The 17,133-nt window shown below is 40.7% G+C and carries 18 protein-coding genes; 8 read left to right on the top strand and 10 right to left on the bottom strand.

Annotated features, from left to right (window positions below; translation table 11 throughout):
• Nucleotides 1–437: 437 nt before the first annotated feature.
• From FZC78_RS10775 to FZC78_RS10760, 3 genes are all read right to left on the bottom strand, one after another.
• The gene (locus tag FZC78_RS10775; RefSeq protein ID WP_148939707.1) at nt 438–1,418 is read right to left on the bottom strand and encodes an SDR family oxidoreductase; all 981 of its coding nucleotides are present in this window, start codon (nt 1,416–1,418) and stop codon (nt 438–440) included.
• Nucleotides 1,419–2,007: 589 nt separating this feature from the next.
• Nucleotides 2,008–2,925: a pseudouridine-5'-phosphate glycosidase gene (locus tag FZC78_RS10765; protein WP_148939706.1), complete on the bottom strand. Its 918-nt coding sequence runs from the start codon at nt 2,923–2,925 to the stop codon at nt 2,008–2,010.
• Nucleotide 2,926: 1 nt separating this feature from the next.
• Complete coding sequence (locus FZC78_RS10760; RefSeq protein WP_148939705.1) at nt 2,927–4,033, bottom strand: carbohydrate kinase; 1,107 nt, start codon at nt 4,031–4,033, stop codon at nt 2,927–2,929.
• Nucleotides 4,034–4,361: 328 nt separating this feature from the next.
• On the opposite strand from FZC78_RS10760, the gene FZC78_RS10755 reads away from it, so the two are divergent.
• The 3 genes from FZC78_RS10755 to FZC78_RS10745 all read left to right on the top strand — a co-directional run bounded on the left by FZC78_RS10755 (nt 4,362) and on the right by FZC78_RS10745 (nt 6,883).
• Complete coding sequence (locus FZC78_RS10755) at nt 4,362–5,450, top strand: carbohydrate kinase (RefSeq protein ID WP_148939704.1); 1,089 nt, start codon at nt 4,362–4,364, stop codon at nt 5,448–5,450.
• Between the two features lie 122 nt (nt 5,451–5,572).
• On the top strand, nt 5,573–6,379 hold the full coding sequence (locus tag FZC78_RS10750) for a VOC family protein (protein ID WP_148939703.1): 807 nt from the start codon (nt 5,573–5,575) through the stop codon (nt 6,377–6,379).
• Between the two features lie 102 nt (nt 6,380–6,481).
• Nucleotides 6,482–6,883: a DUF4362 domain-containing protein gene (locus FZC78_RS10745; RefSeq protein ID WP_148939702.1), complete on the top strand. Its 402-nt coding sequence runs from the start codon at nt 6,482–6,484 to the stop codon at nt 6,881–6,883.
• Between the two features lie 146 nt (nt 6,884–7,029).
• On the opposite strand, the gene FZC78_RS10740 is transcribed toward FZC78_RS10745, so the two are convergent.
• From FZC78_RS10740 to FZC78_RS10730, 3 genes are read right to left on the bottom strand one after another with little or no spacing between them, the layout of a single operon-like run.
• On the bottom strand, nt 7,030–7,866 hold the full coding sequence (locus tag FZC78_RS10740) for a hypothetical protein (protein ID WP_148939701.1): 837 nt from the start codon (nt 7,864–7,866) through the stop codon (nt 7,030–7,032).
• Nucleotides 7,853–8,644, bottom strand: coding sequence for a hypothetical protein (locus FZC78_RS10735; RefSeq protein ID WP_148939700.1), 792 nt, complete (start codon nt 8,642–8,644; stop codon nt 7,853–7,855). Before FZC78_RS10735 ends, FZC78_RS10740 begins: the two co-directional genes overlap by 14 nt.
• 4 nt (nt 8,645–8,648) lie before the next feature.
• Complete coding sequence (locus FZC78_RS10730) at nt 8,649–9,017, bottom strand: helix-turn-helix domain-containing protein (RefSeq protein WP_148939699.1); 369 nt, start codon at nt 9,015–9,017, stop codon at nt 8,649–8,651.
• A gap of 266 nt (nt 9,018–9,283) precedes the next feature.
• Between FZC78_RS10730 and FZC78_RS10725 the strand changes: the two genes are divergently transcribed.
• The 5 genes from FZC78_RS10725 (at nt 9,284) to FZC78_RS10705 (ending at nt 13,321) form a co-directional block, all read left to right on the top strand.
• Nucleotides 9,284–9,523: a VOC family protein gene (locus tag FZC78_RS10725; protein WP_148939698.1), complete on the top strand. Its 240-nt coding sequence runs from the start codon at nt 9,284–9,286 to the stop codon at nt 9,521–9,523.
• 481 nt (nt 9,524–10,004) lie between these two features.
• Entirely contained in the window at nt 10,005–10,556 is a 552-nt protein-coding gene (locus FZC78_RS10720; protein WP_252183349.1) for a sigma-70 family RNA polymerase sigma factor, read from the top strand.
• Nucleotides 10,549–12,120: a hypothetical protein gene (locus tag FZC78_RS10715; protein ID WP_148939697.1), complete on the top strand. Its 1,572-nt coding sequence runs from the start codon at nt 10,549–10,551 to the stop codon at nt 12,118–12,120. The genes FZC78_RS10720 and FZC78_RS10715 overlap by 8 nt, the downstream gene beginning before the upstream one ends.
• A gap of 265 nt (nt 12,121–12,385) precedes the next feature.
• Entirely contained in the window at nt 12,386–12,673 is a 288-nt protein-coding gene (locus FZC78_RS10710) for a hypothetical protein (protein WP_148939696.1), read from the top strand.
• Nucleotides 12,674–12,775: 102 nt separating this feature from the next.
• A complete protein-coding gene (locus FZC78_RS10705) occupies nt 12,776–13,321 on the top strand; it encodes a GNAT family N-acetyltransferase (RefSeq protein WP_148939695.1) in 546 nt (181 codons plus the stop codon).
• Nucleotides 13,322–13,398: 77 nt separating this feature from the next.
• Here FZC78_RS10705 and FZC78_RS10700 read toward each other — a convergent pair whose 3' ends face one another.
• The 4 genes from FZC78_RS10700 to FZC78_RS23645 form a co-directional block, all read right to left on the bottom strand.
• Nucleotides 13,399–13,632, bottom strand: coding sequence for a hypothetical protein (locus FZC78_RS10700; protein ID WP_148939694.1), 234 nt, complete (start codon nt 13,630–13,632; stop codon nt 13,399–13,401).
• A 593-nt stretch (nt 13,633–14,225) separates the two neighbouring features.
• The gene (locus FZC78_RS10690) at nt 14,226–15,545 is read right to left on the bottom strand and encodes a replicative DNA helicase (protein WP_252183583.1); all 1,320 of its coding nucleotides are present in this window, start codon (nt 15,543–15,545) and stop codon (nt 14,226–14,228) included.
• The gene (locus tag FZC78_RS10685) at nt 15,490–16,371 is read right to left on the bottom strand and encodes a DNA helicase (protein WP_148939692.1); all 882 of its coding nucleotides are present in this window, start codon (nt 16,369–16,371) and stop codon (nt 15,490–15,492) included. Before FZC78_RS10685 ends, FZC78_RS10690 begins: the two co-directional genes overlap by 56 nt.
• A gap of 148 nt (nt 16,372–16,519) precedes the next feature.
• The gene (locus FZC78_RS23645) at nt 16,520–16,666 is read right to left on the bottom strand and encodes a hypothetical protein (protein ID WP_187444895.1); all 147 of its coding nucleotides are present in this window, start codon (nt 16,664–16,666) and stop codon (nt 16,520–16,522) included.
• Between the last annotated feature and the right edge of the window lie 467 nt (nt 16,667–17,133).

Here is a 17,133-nt window from a genome sequence, read left to right as displayed (position 1 = left end):
GCAACTTTAATGTATTCCCACTGCGTTGGCCTAGAAATACCAAACTGAGAGTGGGACAGGCACTTTTATGCCTGAATTTCCCGAAATAATAACGAAACGAAGTACGCAAGTCTTGGTTATCAAATGTTTTAACCCGTTTCTCCATTTTCTTATTAGTTTAAATTGATGAATTGAAAGTTGGCATGATTGCGAACTCTAAGCGACATGCTGAATGGACTTCCACTGTGGATAGAAGTCTTTTTGTCTGGTCTTATTTAGATTATTGGATAATTCAGCTCGTAACTTGGGTAGCAATAGTATGGTGGTCTAAGTCCAATTTTTGACATTGGCCAGGAATCTTCGATATAGACCATCTTTACTTTTTCATTTGAATGGTTGACTAGCAGCAGCTTTACTTCTGGATTAAATTCATATCTCAATATGGTACCCCCCTTCCATTAGGAATTTGTGGATTCTCCCCCATCAACATGAAGGACTTGACCAGTTACAAAACGAGAATCATCAGAAGCAAGATAGACATAGGTTGGTGCAAGTTCAAATGGATGGGCAACTCGTTCCATTGGATTAAACGCTCCATATACAGCGACTTGGTCTGACGAGAAACTTGCTGCAATAAGCGGAGTCCAGATTCGGCCGGGAGCAACGGCATTGACTCGGATCCCTTGTTTCACGACATTTTTAGCCAATGCACGTGTCCAACCAACTATTGCCCCTTTTGTGGCAGTATAATCGATCATTTGCTGCTCACCTACATACGTCACCACTGAAGAAGTGCCAATGATTGAGCTGCCAGGCTTTAAATGAGGAAGCGCTGCCCTTGTTGTGTAAAAATGAGAGTATATATTCACTTTGAACGTATCATCGAATTGCTCATCTGTAATGTCAAGCAGACTTAGTTGTTGGAATTGGATGCCAACGTGGTTACAAAGAATATCGAGACGTCCAAACGTATTTACTGTTTGTTCTACAATGGAGATGCACTGTTGTTTGTCCCGCAAGTCACCAGGCATTAGTAAACAACGTTGTCCGAGTTGTTCAATCCTCGTTTTGGTTCTATTTGCATCCTCATGTTCATCTAAGTATGAAATAGCAACATCTGCGCCTTCTTTAGCAAACGCAATTGCAGCTGCTGCACCAATCCCACTATCCCCCCCTGTAATGAGTGCTACTTTCCCTGTTAACTTTCCACTCCCTATATAGTTCGGGTTTTCGATAATAGGAAGGGGGACCATTAATTTTTCCACTCCGGGATGGCGCAGCTGACGCTGTTCAGGTAGACTTATCGGAATTTCTTCGTAACGTGTGATTTTCCCATAGTTAGGATACATGGGATAAGGCTGAGTTTGCATGTTCGCTTTAAACATTTGCTGCATTTGCTTTATTTGCTCTAATTGACGACTTTGATCATTTTGGTCCATAGAAACCTCCTATAGAAAGAATTTTCTTCTAGACAATTTATATGTTATTTACTACAAATAAAGTAATAAACGTGTGAAAAAGTGGTTTGCTTTCAACACATTTCTTCCAAAGAGACACCTTTTTTCTTGGTGTGGGGATGCTCTGGACAACAGATGAATTGCTGAAAGCATTTGAAATAGGTGTACCATTATTCGCTTTAGGAAGGAATTGATAATGGAACCTAAGTGGGTACTAAAAGTACAAGGCTGTGATGAAGACTAAATTTCCTGCAACATTCTGTAAAAAGAGCAACAAGAACTGGCTTCCTTTATTAATGGAGTAATTTAATAGATTTTTAGTCAATTGGTGCGCCGGTGCACACAGGGGCCTGACCCCCGGCACGTTAATGCGTTAGTGCATTGGGGGTCTGGCCCTGTTTTGAAGACGGTGCTGCCGCCTGCCCCTCTGTCTCCTTTATTAAACAAACGTTTGATTAATAACGTTCTCTTGCTTATATCCGTCAAAAAAAAGACCTGATTCCCCAATACATTCGTGTATCGGGGAATCAGGCCCTATTTTCCTTTTATAAAAGTTTTCACTTACATTAACTCAGTTGGTTTTTTTATTAAAACTAACCGCAATCTCCGCTCCTACTTTCGCATTGTGCTTGACCAATTCGATGTTGGCAACAAGGCTTTTGCCTTCGGTTAGTTCTTTGATTTTTCCTAACAGGAAGGGTGTGCTGTCTTTTCCGATGATGTTATTTTCTTCTGATTGTTTGATTGCCTGGGCGATGATTCCATTGATGTAGTCTTCGTCCATGGCGTGTTCTTCAGGGATTGGGTTGGCGATGACCGCTCCGCCTTGAAGGTTCAGGTCCCATTTTGTTTTTAGCGTTTCGGCAATGACGTCGATGGAATCGGTAGAGAAGTTTAATTTATGCTCGCTTTTTCGCGTATAGAATGCTGGCAGGAAGTCTGTTGTATAGCCGATGACAGGGACGCCTTTTGTTTCAAGGTATTCGAGTGTGAGCGCAAGATCCAGGATGGATTTGGCGCCTGCACAGATGACGGCTACGTCTGTTTTTGCTAGTTCATCCAGGTCCGCCGAGATATCCATTGTCGTTTCTGCTCCTTTATGGACACCGCCAATGCCGCCTGTTACAAAGATTTTGATGTCGGCTAAATCAGCGCAGATCATGGTGGTGGCAACCGTGGTGGCCCCTAATTTCTTTGTGGCGATAATTTGCGCCAGGTCACGTCTGGACACTTTCGCTACGTCTGAGCTTTTACCGAACAGTTCCAATTCATCGTCTGTTAATCCGATTTTGATCTTGCCTTCAATGATGGCGATGGTCGCCGGGACAGCACCGTAATCACGGACGATCTGCTCCACTTCGCGAGCTGTTTGTACGTTTTGCGGATAAGGCATACCGTGAGAGATAATAGTCGATTCGAGTGCAACGATTGCTTTGCCTTCCTCTTTGGCTTGTTGTACTTCTTGTGATAATTCAATGTATTGTTCCATTTTAAAACTCCTCCATATCCAGCATAAATTGTTTTTGTGTTAACTCTTGTCTGACTGTATATTTTGACAGGATGGTTTTGTGTGAGTTGACCAAACCTGATTTGATGGTGTAATCGAGTTCTTCCTTTTGCAGCCAGGAATAGATCACTCCTGAGCAGAATGAATCTCCCGCACCGGTCACATCGACTACTGATGTTGTTTCAATCGCCGGGAAATGATGAATCTCTCCATTTTCTTCTCCAGCCATTACACCCTTTGAACCGTTCGTGACAATCACATTACTTACACCGAAATCTAACCACTTTTTAACCGACTCTTCCCAATCTCTATCATCATTGATTTTCATTTTCATAAAGCTTTCTGTTTCATCTTTATTGACGATGAGCCAGTTCACTGCACTCAAATCTTTTGGAAGTCTATCCATTTTTGGCGATGAAACCGGGATGATGACGAATGGAATAGTATGCTCCGCTGTAAACGAACAGAGAAAATCAACTGTTTCACTTGGACAATTCAAATCTACTACAATACATTTCGCTCTTTTGAGGATGTGACTGCTTCCTATCATCAACTCAGGAGTGATATTTTCATAGACATCCATATCTGCCAATGCGACGGATAAGTCACCATCTTCATCCAAAACGGCCGTATAGGAACCTGTTGATGAGTCTTCAAATGATGCGACATGTTCTAAATTCATAAAGGGTGCAGATAAATCATAAATCTCTGTCCACTCCGAATCATTCCCTCTTGCAGACAGTAAGACGACTTCCTCTCCTAATCTCCCAAGGTTTTCGGCAATATTTCTGGCAACCCCTCCTACAGATGTAGAAGACGTGACGGGATTCGATGTCGCCTGAATCAGTTTCTGTTTTGCATAAAATTTCCGATCAACGTTCGCTCCGCCAATACAGACAATCGGCGCTGCTTCATTCAACACATAAGCCTGTCCTGATACAAGTTCTTTCTTAACCAAGGCAGAAAGGTGATCCGCCATGGAGGACGGGGACATTCCTGCTAATTCTGCTAACTCCTGCTGAGAAACAAATGGATTTTTCCGAATCATATCTACTAGTAATCTTTCATTTTCGTTTCTATCATCCGCCATTTTACATCTCCTCTCATTACAAAAGTTTAAATAGTAAACATAAGTTTAGTATACGCTTTCGTTTTTTCTTGTCAACAGGTTTTTTGGGACGGAGGAGGCTCGTCCCGCCAAAATCGTATCTCTCTGTTAAACGACAAGAATCAACTTTTAGGAGCTGCCTTCTTGTAGGCTCAATATGAAAAATGAGACAGTTCACCTGTCCCTCTGCCTCCATTTACAATTTAATTTGTATGCCACATGCCTATTACGTATAATTTGTTTATCGGGAGAATGAAGTTTTATAACGATTGGTTAAAACGATCGTTCTAAGAAGAAATGAGGATTAATCATGGATAAAGAAAAACAAATTTTACATCATATAAAAATGAATCCCTTTATATCACAGCAGGATTTGGCAGCTAAAGTTGCATTATCACGTCCTGCTGTCGCAAATTATATTGCCAGCTTGACGAGACGCGGTGAAATCAAAGGGCGCGGCTATATTATACGGGAAGAATCATCGATTGTTTGCATCGGCGGGGCGAACACCGACCGCAAAGCCCGTACAAATCAAAAGGTTAAACTATATTCATCCAACCCGGTCGAGATCACGGAGGCTTGCGGCGGGGTGGCACGCAACTTTGCCGAAAATTTAATCCGGCTTGGAGTCAGCACTTCCCTCATGACGTGTGTGGGAGACGACAAAGAAGGTAACTGGATACTGCAAGAAACGAAAGGACAGGGAGTGGATGTCAGCCAGGTTTGGGTCTTGCCAACCGAACGGACAGGAACTTTCACCACTTTGTTGGATATTGATGGAGAAAGTATCGTCTCTATGGCTGATATGAATATTTACGAGAAACTAACAACTTCCATGTTCGAGGAAAAATGGTCCCACATTGCTGCCTCACAAGCTGTGTATCTGGATACGAACATTCCCAAGGACTGTGTAACCTATTTGATTCAACGCTGTAAAGAGGAAAGCATTCCTTTGTATATCGACCCTGTATCCCCCGCCAAGGCACGAAAACTTCCCTTCCGTCTTGACGGAGTGGAGCTGTTACTCGCAAACCGGGAAGAAGCGGAACTGCTTGCCGAAATAAAAATTGACTCGATTGACGATTGCAAGACAGCCTCTGAAAAACTCAGACAGCGCGGCGTTCAAAAAGTGATCATCACACTCGGTGATGGAGGGGTGTATTACGCTTCTCCTGAAGAATCCGGCCATTTGCCAGCTTTTCAAACGGATGTAGTCGATGTTACAGGAGCGGGAGAAGCTTTTTCCTCCTGTGCGGTTTACGGAATCATGAATGAGGAATCGTTAGTTCAGGCCTGCCAATTAGGACTTGCTGGCGCTTCCCTGACACTTCAGACGGAAAAATCGATATCCTCTCTTTTAAATCCTGACAAAATCCATGAGATTTTAATGTCACAGTGACGCCCTGGCATTTGCCGATAAATATAGCCGGTGCGTTATACGGTAGAAGCAAAGACTCTTAGATATCTCTGGAAACCTGTTAAAATAAAATTACATTACTTAACAGAAACGAGGTAAATAAAATGACTTCACTCTCCTTTGACCATCTTGTTCACTTTTCATCTGATCCTTCATTAGCGAAATATACGATGCTGCAGCATGGCATTCAGGCTATTGAGGGTGGGAAGCATGAAAACTGGGGGACGTATAACGCGCTTGCTTATTTTGGTTTGAGTTATATCGAGTGGCTCGGGATTCAAAATCGATCTGTTGCCATACAGGTTGACGATAACCCGCTGATTCAACAGCTGGTCACTGAGCTGCCTTTGGGTGACCACCCGGGGAGGATCGCCCTTAGGACGAATAACATGGATCAACTTGTTGCTGAACTTACAGAAAAAGGTCTGAAACTCCATGGCCCTGTCAAAGGTTCGCGGTTAACGGACAGCGGAGAACTTTTGCAATGGTCCATGCTGTTTATCGCGGAGGAGCAGCCAACACTTCCCCTTCCCTTCTTCATCCAATGGGGAGAAGAAGATGCGGTCAGAAGAGAGAAACTGAAGGTACACTCCAGCCATCCGGCCGGCTCTCTTCAAATTAAGGATGTGTTGTTAGCCGTTGAAGATTTGGATGATAAAATTCCCCGCTGGTCTTCCCTTTTCGATCTGCAGGTTGGAGAGGCGTTTATAAATGAGAAATGGGGTGCAAAATGCCAGCGCCTTTACTTGCCGCATGGAAACCTGTTGTTTTGTGCACCTGTCGAGGATGGCTTTGTTCAAGATTTCCTCGATGAATTTGGTGAAAGACCGTTTGGGCTGCAGTTTGAAAACGACCGCCAAGACCAATCCATTCTTTTACAGGGAGGAATGTATGAGATTACTAAAGAATGACTAGTGAGGTTGGACCATGGAGGGACGGGGGAACCTTGTGAAGGCTCATCAACTAATTTCTAGTCACCTGTCCCTCTGCCCCAACTATCAGGGAGTGATAAAATGAGGAAATTATATTCTACCTTTATAGTACTATTTCTTCTTTCAGGTTGTGGCCAGTATTCTCCTTCTAAGCATGATGTAGTCAATACACATGGAAATATAGAGAATTTAAGATTACTTGAAAATTTTATAGAAAATGTTTCTATGGATAGGGATAGTAAAGTCCGAGTAGTGAATTACACTGACGAAGGCGATCCAATTATTCATGACTTAAACTATTCCAACGATTTAATTACCTCGGTGAAGGATACAAGAGAAGATGAGTTTGGGGACCAATTAGTAATGGAAAATGTATGTGAAAGCATAAAGAAAATAGACAAAAACAATCTAACTTTTTATCAGTTACAGGGATGTAATGGCAAAGAAACAGTCATACATGTAACTATAATTAGTGATGATTGACAAAGGGCCTGACCCCCGGCCCGTTAATGCGTTAGTGTACTAGGGGGAAGGCCCTGATTCTATTATTCTGTTATAACACTTCATCTGCTTATTTAGCAGGAACATAAATTTGGCATGTTAATCCGGCTCATAATAGAATAAAGGACTCAGAATTCAAAATGATATTGTTCTATATTTTTTAAAGCCTTAATAAAATCGCCTGTTTCCATTACATACTCATGTCTTGAACTACTTTGATTTTCAAGCTTCATAGAATAAATTACTCTTTTACTATTCGGACGCAACCTTTCAATATCTTCAATATCAGCCCAACCTTTGGAAACAGCCTCAATTAGCAAAATATCGGTACTCATAAAGCTAATAGGAGTTGCTGGATTATGTATTAATTCTATTTTATGAAGGTTATCCATAATCTTTTCTTTAATAGTCATGGTTCCCTTATCACTAGAGAATATCGTGATATTTTTTATTGAGGAAGGGTAATGATGAAGCAACAAGTACACTAACACTAAAATTGAAGTTTCTCCCGCATTCTTTCTTAAATCCGAACCATCCTTCACTTCAAATCCTTCTTCATAAAAATCATCGATCCACTGTTCTGGCAGATCAACATTCTGGTTATAATATTTCTTTAATCCTGAAAAATACTTTCTAGCAGGTGATATAGAAGAAGAAGCATGTTTAAAAAGCTCCATCAATCTAAACTCTTGATATTCAACAAACTCAACATAATCTTCCTCTTCGTTGATTATAAAATAAGGAACAGGGATTCTGGCTAGGTACTCTAGCCGCCTTTCACTATGAGAGATTTCACGATGAACCCATTCAGGTATCAGTATAATATCGTAATTCCTAAATACTTCATCAACAAGAAAGATATCTTTATGCTGAGTACAAAATTCCAAATTATTGTTGTCCATAATCAGAATTCGATTAGTCTCTTTCTCATTAAGTTTCCCACTTAAATCTCTATAATTCCCCACTTTCCAGTTTCCCTTTCACTAGTAAATATTTTTTTTCTAATCCGATAATAAATTCCTTTGTTTCATTATAAACACGGTCATCAGTATCTGTTATAGAGTCAATTTCATATTTCAAAAGTCCAAAATCCACTATATACGAAGGTTTAACTAGATTTTCATCAAGCGATAACTTTTGAAATATCTCTACCCAGGATTCCATATTAAAGGATAGATCAAAGTTAGATCTTATTTCTTCTTGAAGAACTTCATTCTTATACTCTATTGCCGATTCATATAGTTGAATTAAGATAGCCTTATACGGTGCTTTAAAAGTATCCATACAAATAGCAGCTCGATTGATAAACTCTGTTTGCTTTAAGTCTAAGAAATAATTGTAAAGATCATTACTTATTAACATTTGACTTGCAAAATAATCTGCTTTCCGTTCTGTTAGATCAAATTCTGTTGAAATTTCATGTGAATTTGAAAAGTCCTCTGTTAGATGGTAAATTTCATGCCAATAAATGAAGTATTGATATAGTCGCGGTTGTGCAGTATTAATAACTGGGATTTTTTTGCCATTGGGAAGTTCTCTAATTGCTCCTCCCCAATCAGGATCAGGAATAGGAATTTGGATTAAATAATGGTCTTTTAAAATTTGCAAGGCAAGTTTTTCCGGGGATTGTATATCATATTTAGCAAGAAACCTATGCATATATTTTAAGTGGCGCTGGATTTCATTATTAATTTGTCTATTTAATTTTACTGTTTCATTTAGGTTATTACTCGATATTCTCATTTCTTCACCCCTTTATATAAAAAGTGGCAACCGTTAATAACTCATCTAAATCACTTAATAGATCTTTGGTTAATTCATTTCTATTAGAGAAAGTCGATCTATCTGAATACTGAGTAGATGGTAAATGCCATTTTTCCTGTTGAACATCAGAAAAATACGTAAAATAGTCAATGGGCAAATTAAAAGCATCCGTTATCTTTTGTATCTGTTCCTCATAAATTTTCGGGTTAGGACTTTTGCCTTCTACTATTTGATTAATTGTCGGCCGGGAAATTCCTGTCATTTTAGCTAAAGAAGTTTTTGTATAGCCATTCAGTCTTAAAAATTTAAGTAAGTTTTCCCCGATAATACTCTGTAGTTGATAGAGCGGCATCTTAATCACCTCCGAACTTATTTAGTTTCATTATACAGTAAAAGTAAAACCGCGTGTAAAAATAAATTTTACAATCTGTAAAATTTATTTTTACCCAAATCATAAATTCTTATTCTCCTTCTTTTTAATGTCACAGTGACGTCCCGACATTTGTCGATAAATATAGCCGGTGCGGCAAGACCTTAGAAGCACATACAGACACTTAGAACTTTTAGGAAACCTGCTAAAATAGAATCACACCACTAAACAAAAACGAGGGATACAAAATGACTTCACTTGCCTTTGACCACCTTGTTCACTTTTCATCTGATCCTGCATCCGCGAAAGAAACGATGCTGCAGCATGGCATTCAGGTTATTGAGGGTGGAAAGCATGAAAACTGGGGGACTTATAACACGCTTGCTTATTTTGGTTTGAGTTATATCGAATGGCTCGGAATTCAAGATCGGTCTATTGCCGTACAGGTTGACGATAACCCGCTGATTCAACAGCTTGTCGCTGACTAGAGAGGTTGAACGTTAGAGGGATGGAGGTTCCTTGTCTCACTTATGACATGTCTCTCTGCTAAAATACTGAGAATCAACTTTTAACCTTTGCCTTATTGAAAATCCGTCAACTAATTTCATATATTCGGCAGGCGCATAGACGTTATCTCCCTAATGGAAATCTAATACAGTTACCCTCTCCTTCTGTCCATGTCGGCAGTACACTTAAATGTATTTGCTTCTGTATGAGTCGTATTAGTGCTCGTCCCAGTGCCTTCTAGGTTTCCTTTTTCTACACATTACCTAACGACTTCCACGTTGACTTCATCAACGGTCAGATTTCCTTCTAACTTATTTCAACCTTCCGTAGTGGGGCTCTTTACTTTGGTTTCGTATCAGTTAGACGACGGATAGTTAATTGGAAGGCAAATTTGCTGTGATTTTTATTTATTTTGCAACCATATCTGTTGGGAGTCGTCTAAAGGTGGAAAGGGGATAACTGATGTTAAGAGATAAAAGGTTAGTGATGGATCATAATGAAATGAACAGAGAAGAAATAGTAGAATGGTTGATGAATGAGTATGGCAGAAAGGTTGTGAGGCTAGCTTATACCTATTTAAAGCAAGAACAGCTAGCTGAAGATATTGCACAGGAAGTATTCATTAAATGTTTTCAAAAGTTAGATACGTTTCGGCACGACTCATCTTATCAGACTTGGATTTATTCAATCACTGTAAATCTATGTAAAGATAGATTAAAGAGCTGGAGTTTCAAGAATCTTATTACAAGTAACTTTTTTTCGTTAAAAAGTGTCACCCATGAAACACCTGAGAAAGATGTCATCAATCTTGAAGCAAAAAGGGAACTTTCCGAATGTGTACTGGGACTGCCCGTTAAATACCGAGAAATCATCATATTATTCTACTATGAAGAATTATCCTACAAAGAAATATCCGAGCTCTTGGGAATCAGCAGCCAAACAATCAAAACAAGATTGCACCGTGCAAGGAACCTTTTGAAGAAGCAACTTAAAGGAGGGGAAAGAATTGACTGACAGATTAAAAAAGCTAAAAGAAGATATGGATGACACGGTTCTTAATGGCTTGGATTTCAGGGAGAAGAACAAAGTGAAAGTCAGGAAAACCTTTGTCACAAACCATGATAATGTCAAACATAATCGGAGGATAAACCTTGGCTTTGTGTTGAGTCTTTGCTTTACCACTCTGTTCATCGGTTCTGCCAGCTATATTCTGGTGAATAATACAAATATATCTGAAGAGGATTCTCTCACAAAGGAAACTGACGTTGACGTCATTGCTGATAACGATCAAAAATCTTTACAAGTTTCACACCCCAAACCAAAGGAAAACTATGAAAAAATGACCAAAGAGGAAATACTGCATAAATTATTTAACTCCGTGGATTACTTTGAAACAGCTGCAGGGAAATTTGAAGTATATGAAAGGTATTATGATGGTTCCTCCTCTAAGGAAACGGTTGAGTACAAGATGAGTAATAAGGGAGTTATTGGAGGTTACGAGAAGATTATCAACCACCCGGATCCTGAGAATCCCCAGACGAAACAGACTACTCAGGAGACTTATTATAACAGTAACCAACTGTGGCATTTGAAATGGGATTTAAATCAATATTCGACGAAAGACTATGAACCAGAAGAGAAAAGACCTGTCGTGAAAGCAGAGGATATTTTTAATATGGATCCCGATGATATTTTTGAATTTGATTCTAGAAAAATGTACAGGGAAAGCCCGCCAAGTCTAATTGCCTTTAGTTCCCTTTTTAATTATACATTTGTGGCAAAGTTCTTAAGGTACGAAAATGAATGGACCATCGAAAAACAAAATGAAGAGCTGCTGGGACATAACACACTTGTTATTTATGGAAGACTTGACGATAGCCTTGTTAATATTATGCAGCCGGAAGAAAAGGATTTTCGTATATGGATTGATAAAGACACTGGAATAATTGTTAAAAGAGAGGTTTATAATGAGGCAGGAGAATTAGTCAGTTATTTACATCCATCCAACCTTGTTATTAATGAAACTTATCTGACAGATGAATTTGAACCTGAACTTGAAGAATATCAAGAGGAACGGCGATGGTTAAATCCTCCCCCTCAAGATAAAAGGGAAAGTGAACTAGAGGTTATTGAACATGCTGATACAAAACTTAGTAAGGTGAAAGAAGTCATGGTGGATCAAAGAGAAACCATGCCATTGTTTTTTGAGTTTGCCAACTCAAAGATCACACCTTTTTCCGCCAGTATTGAAAAGTATCAGGAAGATTACCAAGCCTTTGTGGTCTATAGCTATGATAAGCCAGAAACTGAACAAGGGTCAGGATCACGTTTGCTTTATACAAGGATTTATCCAAAGGACACCTATCTTAGAAAAACAGGAGATTTTGACAGACCGCTTGGTGATGAAATCGAAGCGTTGAAGGTGAATGGCATCCAATGGAGGATATATAAAGTGCAAGGAACAGATGATGTTCATGTAAAAGGAGAGTTAGATGAACATATCCTTGAACTAGTCACCCACGATGTATCATTTGATGAAACCAAAAGAATGTTAAGCACATTTCAGAAGGTAAAATAAAATAAGTGGCAATGATGGTAACATGTGCTGTTCCGTTGAAGGCAATAGAATAAAAGGGCCTGCCTCCAGTACATTAACGCATTAACGTACCGGGGTCAGGCCCTTATTTCCTACTGTAAAACACCTACTAATGATAAAATCGTTTAAGATAGGAAAATAAAGGATACATCTCTTTATGTGAAAAAACAGTATCTTACGTTTCAGGAAAAGTGAGGCATGGGCGGCTATGGCGAAAGAATAATTAATTTTTGAGGGAGTGAGTAGATTGAAAAAATTCTCTTGGTTAAGCTACTGGTCTTTACTATTAAGCGTTTTCCCAGTACCCTTTTTCTTTGCGATCCTTTATAGGCTAATAAGGATTGATATCTATTTCGCTTTATCTCTTATCGCCTTGTCCATTATTTTATCGGTGGTTGTTGGGGTTATGGCTTTCGTTAAAAAGACAGAAAAAAATATACTTGCTGGAATAGCCATTTATATCGCCTTATTCAGTGCGGGGATTGTGATCGTTATCATGATGCTTAGCCAAATGGGTAACCCGCCAAACGCCTAATCCCACCAAATTTCTGTTCATAATTACTAGGGGTAAAAGTGGCGTTTGCTGAATAAGTTTGTTTTTAATGATAGTTAATTCAACGAAAAGGCAGGGTGGAATATGAATAGTGAAAGTAACATCATCATTGCTTCATTGAAACAGGAGTTAATAGAGGACATCCCTAAGACTAATGATTATTTTACGTTGTATGGCAGAGTTGTCCCTAGTTTACAATCAGGAAAGTGGACTTATAAAGAGATTCTTTTTGATGAAGCCAGCGAAACACGTTTCCCAGATGACAAGCTTGATTGGAGCCAATATATAAATTCAGAGGATCGAGCCTTGTTTTTAGCTTATACCAACGATACTTGCATAGGGCAGATTAGAATCGTTAAGGACTGGAATCACTTCTGTTATATTGAAAACATTGCTGCTAAACAAGAGTATAGAGGAAGCGGAGTTGGAAAGCTGCTTTTACATAAAGCGGAAGAATGGGCAAAACAACGGAAACTTATCGGAATGTCCTTGGAAACACAAGATGATAATCTTGGTGCATGCAGATTTTACGTGAAACACGGATTCTTGCTGGGTGGGGCAGATACACTGAAGCAGTCATATAATCCCAATATTGAAACTACATTGTATTGGTATAAGTTGTTTGAGTGAATCACAGGGGCCTGACCCCCGGTACGTTAAAGCGTTAATGTGATGGGGGGCAGGCTCTGTTCTCTGATTCTCTTGATTTAAGAATCTTTATTATGAATTGCCTCGTTTGCTTTTTTCATCAAGGCTTTTGACACGAAAAGCTGATACGAGGCCGCTTCTCCCTTTTCTATTCCTGGACTCACCGTTTTCATCTTATAGGGAATGCTATTGTTTTCCAACCTTCCCTTCATGGCTGAGTATTCAGCGAAATCATGAGTGGAATAGTTCATTTCCCATTTAGCGAACAAATCTTTTATTGGTTTTATTAACATGGACTCCTCCCTCGTTAATATTGAGTTTACTCTCAACATATTATTCAGGACTCTTCAGGGTTAGTCTTTTCCTTTGACTGTTTTCGCAAAGATTGTGGCTATTTTAAAAGTAATGGATTTCCGCTCCAGGGCCGGGCGCCCGGCCTCCTCGGCTTCGCCTGTATAAAATGTGGAAGCGCCCTGCTCAGACCCGACAGGCAAATGTTCCGCATCGAAAAAAAGGCGGTCTTTCCTTTTATTCGATGCGGGTTATTTGACCCCGAGGGGCTGGGCGCTACAACTGGATTTCGGGGTCTCACCTGTCCCGCTAGTCCTGCAGGAGGTCACACGCCTTACGCTCCAATCCTTCTACGTGAAAATGAGGAGGAGATAAAATAGCACTCAAAAGAAACAATCTTTTAGAAAAGGGCCTTTCCTTTTAATCTATACTCACAGTGCCCCCCCAATAATTGTCGGAAGGTGCAGTAAAGTCAGGGCCAGAGCTTAGGTAAAGAATACATTATTGTACCTGGGCTCTGGAATACACAGCCTTTTCCATCACTTTTACCTTTTAAAAAATTAATTTAGAATTACCTGTTTTACACCAACCGCATTCACCCCGAAACAAACCAACTAAACTCCTTAACAAATTTCAACCCAACCGTCCCCACCGGCCCATTCCGGTGCTTGACCAGATTAATTTCCGTCTCTTGCCCTTCGAAACCTCTTTTATAGTACGCCTCCCTGTAAAGCAGCATGACGATGTCCGCGTCCTGTTCGATGCTGCCTGAGTCGCGGAGGTCGGACATCATTGGACGTTTATCCTGGCGCTGCTCGACTGACCGGGAGAGCTGGGACAGCAGAATGATCGGCACTTTATACTGTTTCGCCATCTGCTTCAATTCCCTGGTGATGCTCCCTATCGCGAGATCATGGCGTTCAAATTTCCCTTCAATCGGAATCAGCTGCAGGTAATCAATCACTACTAAACAAGGAGCATTTTCGTTTTCCCTTCTTGTCTTCTGGATTCTTGCGCGGATTTCGTCCAAGGTCAGCTTGCCTTGGTCATGGATTTGAAAAGGCATTTTATAGCATGTGTTCAGCGCTTCGTTCGCCTTTCTGGTTTCTTTATCCGAGAACACGCGGAACGGATTATGCCACTTGGACGCATCGATGCTGGCCATCCTGCTGATCAGCCTCTGATAAAGCTGCTTCTCGCTCATCTCGAGTGAAAAGAAATCGACAACGGTTCCTTTTGAAGCTGCGTTATAGGCCAGATTCAGTACTAGCGCGGTCTTTCCCATCGACGGCCTTCCTGCAGCGATGATGAGTTCCCCTGGTTTGAATCCTCCTGTAAGTCCGTCGAGCTTTTCGTATCCGGAAGAGATGCCAGCATGTACAGGGTCGGCATACAGCGACTCATAGAGCTCAACCAACGCCTCGCCTTTTCTTTTCCCACTCTCCAGTCCCAGCTCCTGCGTCTCGACATATTTTTGATAAAAAGCCTCTGCCGTTTGGGCACTTGAGTCATTCAGAAATTGGGCGGCCGATTTACGCAGCTCCCCTATCCTGTAAGATTTCAGCACCACTTCCTGATAATGCTCCAGCCCGCTTACCGAAGGACAGCAAAGAGAGATCTCCGTGAAGTATGTAACGCCGCCGACATTTTCAATCTCGTTTCCCAGAAGATTGACCAAGCTGAAAGGATTGATTTCCACACCATCGCACTGCAGCTCTCTCATCGCTGTAAAAATTATTCGATGGCGGCTCTGGGAAAAATGTTCGGGTTTCAGGATAATGTCGCTTATGGCAGAAGGCTCCAGGAAAACCGCTCCGAGCACCATGCTTTCGGCTTCATACAATTCCTGCCCCTCCATTTCACCGGTTCCATACAGACCCAAAGGACGGTTTGACTCTCTTGGATCCGTTTGCAATACGGTCCTCCCCCTCTCTCTTCCACCTCTCCAGCTTGGCCAGGAAGTCATTCGTTTCTTTTACCAGGTTGGCAGAAGAGCTTGGGAGCTTAGGCGCACTCCTGGAATTCTTGATTTTCCGCAGCAAAGCCTTCTCGTAATAGGTAAACGACTTGATCGTGTTGTCCCCATTCCGCTCTCGGTAGGAGGACTCTATCTTCTCCATCCAGCTCAGCAGCGTAGCCATTTCGACATCCTTCTCAGCTATTTTTTCAATGGCACACTGCTCCTTAGGCGAAAGATAGAACCCTGAGTTTCGCAGCTTCAAAAATTTTTCCGTGACCTTCTCCACTCTACTCTGCATCTCTGGTTTGGAAGGAGGGACATTCCTCGCGCGCACGCTCTCTTTTTCTTTCTCTTCTCTACCTTTCTTACATTCTTCTTTTAGTGACGCATGCATAATCGATTCGTCTTGCCGTGTCTCATCCTCCGTTCTACCGTTTTCGGGCGCAGAAAAATCACCGTCATTTTGGAGTAACGTGAACAACGTCCCGATTTTGGTTTCCTCGGTAGAAATGAGCCCATACTTCCTCAAGCGATCCACACTCAGTTTGATCGTGTTCTTCGACGGGATCTTTAAATTGCCATTCTCTACATACTGCAAGTCCTCCGCCAGCCGCGAATACGAGCGCAAGTACTGACCTCTCTGCACCTTCACTTCTTCCACATACATGAATTCCTTCTGCAGCGCACTGCAGCTCAGCAATAATAGAAGCCTCAAGGTAAACGGACTCCCCCAAATCGGACTTTCAATCGTGCTTCGGTTAAATTTAATCCATCCAGTCATTAGTAAAACCTCCCAATAAATTGTTTTCTCACCTTTTATATAGAGAGGTTTTTGAAAACAGGACACCACTTTTATAAAAAAAATGCTGAGCTCTCAGACTGAGAGTCAGCATTCAAAATAAAATTCATATATCGGTGTTATCAGATTTTCAGAACTTTAAAAATGTCTGAACCGATTCTGGTAATAATTGAAAGACCAAGCCTTCAAATAGTATATCGAGCAGACCGGCAATGAATAAAAAGATAAGGATCAATACTAAAAGAGTTTTCTTGTTTTTTTCAGAAGTCCACTTCACTATACTCACTCCAACATCACGCTATTTTACTACCTTCTATAGTAATTGATGTAGCAGGTACTTACAATTTTTTAGTAAACGCTGCTTCAGATAGATAAACCTTATCCCCACGCGCAAGCTTTTCACTTCCAAACACCCAAGATCAATCCCATTAAGAGGAAAATGCCGTGTGGATAAAAACGAATTCCTGCTTCATTTTGTAATCATATAAATATTTAGAAGACCAATTCAAACTGAAATAAAAGAAGACAGGTAGGTTACCAGCCTGGTTAATCATAGTCGGAAGGCGGGTCCTGATATCCTGATTGTTATTGTAAATATTTGGTGGTATGAGGTGCCTGTCCCTTTGTCTCTCTGAATTTGACTTTCAATAATAAATAATAAAATCCATTCAGGTTCTAATAGTATAAAAGCTTCCATATATGAATGAATCAAATCCTCTCTCATATTTTCGGTAGAGAATGAGC

It is taken from the genome of Rossellomorea vietnamensis, from assembly GCF_008180415.1.
Lineage (GTDB): Bacteria > Bacillota > Bacilli > Bacillales > Bacillaceae_B > Rossellomorea > Rossellomorea vietnamensis_C.
Note: the sequence above shows the minus strand (reverse complement) of the source record. Positions and strands in the feature narration are given on the sequence as shown.